The sequence below is a fragment of the Streptomyces boncukensis genome (assembly GCF_011045075.1).
In the GTDB taxonomy this organism is placed as follows: domain Bacteria; phylum Actinomycetota; class Actinomycetes; order Streptomycetales; family Streptomycetaceae; genus Streptomyces; species Streptomyces boncukensis.
The window spans coordinates 1-3,428 of the sequence record NZ_JAAKZZ010000665.1 but is presented as its reverse complement, the minus strand read 5'-3'; the positions used below and the strand labels follow the sequence as shown (position 1 = coordinate 3,428).

The window sequence follows — 3,428 nt, the reverse complement described above, 5'->3', positions numbered from 1 at the left end:
CTGCTGCGGTACGGCGGGTAGGCGCGCGGGGGATGGGGGGAGCCGTCGGGCCGGATGGCGGCGATCTCCGCGTCGATGGCCCGCTGGTCCAGCGGCGCGGCCCCGGGGGACGGGACCGCGGGGGCCGGGACCCCGGCCGCGAGGTCCGGGGCTGCGGTCTGCGGGGCGCGGGATGTCTCGGTCATGGGCTCTCCTCCAGGACCCGGGCGCCGGAGATCCCGGTGCCGGTGCGGCGGCGGAGCTCCTCCGGGCCGGTGCCGGGAGCCCGCTCGACCAGGCGCAGCCCGTCCTCGGTGACGTCGAGGACGGCGAGGTCGGTGATGATCCGGTGCACGCACCGCGTGCCGGTCAGCGGCAGGGTGCACTCCTCGACGAGCTTGGGCGAGCCGTCCTTGGCGGTGTGCTCCATCAGGACGATGACGCGGCCGGCGCCGTGCACGAGATCCATCGCCCCGCCCATCCCCTTGACCACCTTGCCGGGGACGGCCCAGTTGGCCAGGTCGCCCCGGGCGGAGACCTGCATCGCGCCCAGCACGGCGACGTCGACGCGGCCGCCGCGGATCATGCCGAAGGAGAGCGCGGAGTCGAAGAACGCCGCGCCGGGCGCGGTGGTGACGGTCTCCTTGCCCGCGTTGATCAGGTCGGGGTCGACCTGCTCGGCGGTCGGGTACGGGCCGACGCCCAGGATGCCGTTCTCGGAGTGCAGCACGACGTCGACGCCGTCGGGCAGGTGGTCGGGGATCAGCGTGGGCAGCCCGATGCCGAGGTTGACGCAGGCGCCGTCGTGGAGTTCGCGGGCCGCGCGGGCGGCCATCTGCTCGCGGGTCCAGGGCATCAGCCGCGCACCGTCCTGCGCTCCGTGCGCTTGTCGGCGGCCTGCTCGGGGGTGAGTTCCAGCACGCGCCGTACGAAGACGCCGGGCAGGTGCACCTCGTCCGGGTCGATTCCGCCCGGCTCGACGAGCTGCTCGACCTCGGCGACGGTGACGCGGCCGGCCATCGCCGCGAGCGGGTTGAAGTTGCGGGACGCCTTGGCGAAGACCAGGTTGCCGTGCCGGTCGCCCCGGGCGGCGCGCACCAGCGCGAAGTCCGTCGTGATGCCGTGTTCCAGGACGTGGGCGCGGCCGGCGAACTCGCGCACCTCCTTGGCCGGCGACGCCACGGAGACGGCATCGTCGGTCGCGTACCGCCAGGGCAGGCCGCCCTCGGCCACCGGTGTGCCCACGCCTGCCGGGGTGAAGAAGGCGGGGATGCCCGCGCCGCCGGCGCGCAGCCGTTCGGCGAGCGTGCCCTGCGGGGTGAGTTCGAGCTCCAGCTCGCCGGCGAGGTACTGCCGCGCGAACTCCTTGTTCGCGCCGATGTACGAGCCGGTGACCCGGGCGATGCGCCCCGAGGCGAGCAGGACGCCCAGACCGCCGCCGTCCACCCCGCAGTTGTTGGAGACGACGCGCAGGCGCCCGGCGCCCAGCCGGTGCACCGCGTCGATCAGTACGTTCGGGACTCCGCTGAGCCCGAAACCGCCCACGGCCAGCGAAGCGCCGTCCCCGATGCCGGCGACGGCCTCCTCGGCCGAGTGAACCACCTTGTCCATCACGTCCGTCCGATCGTCCGTGCCCGAACTTGCACGTGCCCGAACTTGCCTGTGTTCGCCTGCTGAACTAAAGTTCATTCTTGTGCTGCCGGTGAGTGTCCGGCCGTCCGCGCCCGCTTGTCAACAGGTGCGAGCACATGAGCGAGGAGGGCGGATGCCGCAGCGGAGCGTCCCGGGCCCGCCCGTCGGGCCGCTGGAGCGGGGGCTCGCCGTCCTGCGTGCCCTGGCCCGCGCTCCCGGCGGCCGGATGGCGGCGAGCGAGCTGGTCAAGGCGACGGGCCTGGCCCGCTCACCCGTCGACCGGATCGCCACCACCCTCGTCCGACTCGGCTATGTCCGCGCGGAGGATCGCGAACTGGCCCTCGCGCCACCGCTGCTGGAGCTGGGCGCCGCCTATCTGCGCTGCGGCGCCGTCCCCGAGGAGCTCGACCGGCTCGCGGCCCGGCTCGCCGGCGAGCTGGACGAGTCCGTCTCCGTCGCCGTCCCGGACCGCGAGGCCGTGCGGTTCGTCGTCCAGCACACCCGGCGGCGCGCGCTCTCCGTCTCCTTCCGGGTCGGGGACGTGCTGCCCGCCGACCGCTGCGCGCCCGGCCCGCTCTTCGCCGCCGACTGGCCCCCCGCGCACTACGCGGCCCGGCACTCCCGCGGCCCCGAGGACTTTCCCGCGCTCCCCCCGCCGCACGGCCCCGGCCTGAGCGACGCCGCACTGCGCGGCCTCGCCGCCGAGTCCGCCGCACGCGGCTGGTCGCTGGACGACCAGCTGATCGAGCCCGGCCTGGTGGCCCTCGCCGTCCCCGTCCACGACGCCGGGGGCCGCACGGTCTGCGCGGTCAGCGTGGTCAGCCACACCAGCCGCTACTCGGCCGACGGCCTGCGCGCACACGCCCTCGGCCAGGCGCGCCGCACCGCGGCGCACATGGCCGAGGCGCTCGCCGCCGGCTCCTCCCCCTCCGCCGCGCCCGTACCCGTGCCGGACGCCACCCCGGACGCCAAGCGGGACCTCGGCCCTGAGTATCTGCAGTCGCTGGCCCGCGGCCTCGCGGTGCTGGCCGCGCTGGGCGGCGCGTCCGGCGGCCTGACGCTCTCCGCCCTCGCCCAGGCCACGGGCCTGCCCCGGGCCACGGCCCGCCGCTGTCTGCACACCCTGGTCCAGCTCGGCTACGCGGCCGTCGACGACGGGCTGTTCACCCCGCTTCCCCAGGTCTTCGACCTCGGCTACCCGCTGCTGTCCGGTCTCCGCCTCGGCGAGATCGCCCAGCCCCACCTGGCCGGTCTCGTCCGGCAGGTGCACGACTCCGCCTCGCTGGCGGTGCTGGACGGGCCGGACATCCGCTATGTGAGCCGGGTCGCCGCCCGGCGGATCATGAGCGTCTCCATCACCACCGGCACCCGCTTCCCCGCGCATGCGACCTCGATGGGCCGAGTGCTCCTCGCCGGGCTGCCGCCGGCACAGCGGGCGCGGTGGCTGGCCGCCGCCGAGCTGCGGCCGCTGACCGGGCGCACCCTCACCGATCCGGAAGCGCTCGGCCGCGTCCTCGACGACGTGGCGCGGGACGGATACGCCCTGGTGGACCAGGAGCTGGAGGAGGGCCTGCGCTCGGTGGCCGTCCCCGTCCGCGGCCACGACGGCGCGGTGGTCGCCGCCGTCAACGTCTCGCTGCACGCGGGGCGTACGTCCGCGGACGAGACCCGTGCCACGGTGCTGCCCGCGCTGCGGGCGACGGCCGGGCGCATCGCGGCGGACGCGGCCGCGGTCGCGCGTGCCGGACTCAGCTGAACGCCCCAGCGCGGAGCACGATCGTGCCCCGCGAGGGGGAACTGCGCGGCCAGCCTCCCCC

The 3,428-nt window shown here is 75.8% G+C and carries 3 protein-coding genes and 1 pseudogene; 1 reads left to right on the top strand and 3 read right to left on the bottom strand.

From position 1 onward, the window contains the following. From G5C65_RS33925 to G5C65_RS33915, 3 genes and pseudogenes are all read right to left on the bottom strand, one after another. Window positions 1–185 (bottom strand): annotated as a pseudogene (locus tag G5C65_RS33925) (hypothetical protein); the annotation flags it as partial. Beyond that, window positions 182–835 (bottom strand): CoA transferase subunit B, encoded by a 654-nt coding sequence (locus G5C65_RS33920; protein ID WP_165302900.1) that lies wholly within the window; start codon window positions 833–835, stop codon window positions 182–184. The pseudogene G5C65_RS33925 and the gene G5C65_RS33920, both read right to left, overlap by 4 nt. Further along, on the bottom strand, window positions 835–1,590 hold the full coding sequence (locus G5C65_RS33915; RefSeq protein WP_165302899.1) for a CoA transferase subunit A: 756 nt from the start codon (window positions 1,588–1,590) through the stop codon (window positions 835–837). The genes G5C65_RS33920 and G5C65_RS33915 overlap by 1 nt, the downstream gene beginning before the upstream one ends. A gap of 154 nt (window positions 1,591–1,744) precedes the next feature. Here G5C65_RS33915 and G5C65_RS33910 point away from each other — a divergent pair, with 154 nt between their 5' ends. Next, window positions 1,745–3,367 carry an IclR family transcriptional regulator domain-containing protein gene (locus tag G5C65_RS33910; protein WP_165302898.1) on the top strand — a complete coding sequence of 541 codons (1,623 nt, stop codon included), beginning with the start codon at window positions 1,745–1,747 and terminating at the stop codon, window positions 3,365–3,367. Window positions 3,368–3,428: the final 61 nt, after the last annotated feature.

Bases quoted from the DNA above. Each gene is read 5' to 3' on its own strand.
- G5C65_RS33915 (WP_165302899.1), bottom strand. From the start codon at position 1,590: ATGGACAAGGTGGTTCACTCGGCCGAGGAGGCCGTCGCCGGCATCGGG.
- G5C65_RS33920 (WP_165302900.1), bottom strand. From the start codon at position 835: ATGCCCTGGACCCGCGAGCAGATGGCCGCCCGCGCGGCCCGCGAACTC.
- G5C65_RS33910 (WP_165302898.1), top strand. From the start codon at position 1,745: ATGCCGCAGCGGAGCGTCCCGGGCCCGCCCGTCGGGCCGCTGGAGCGG.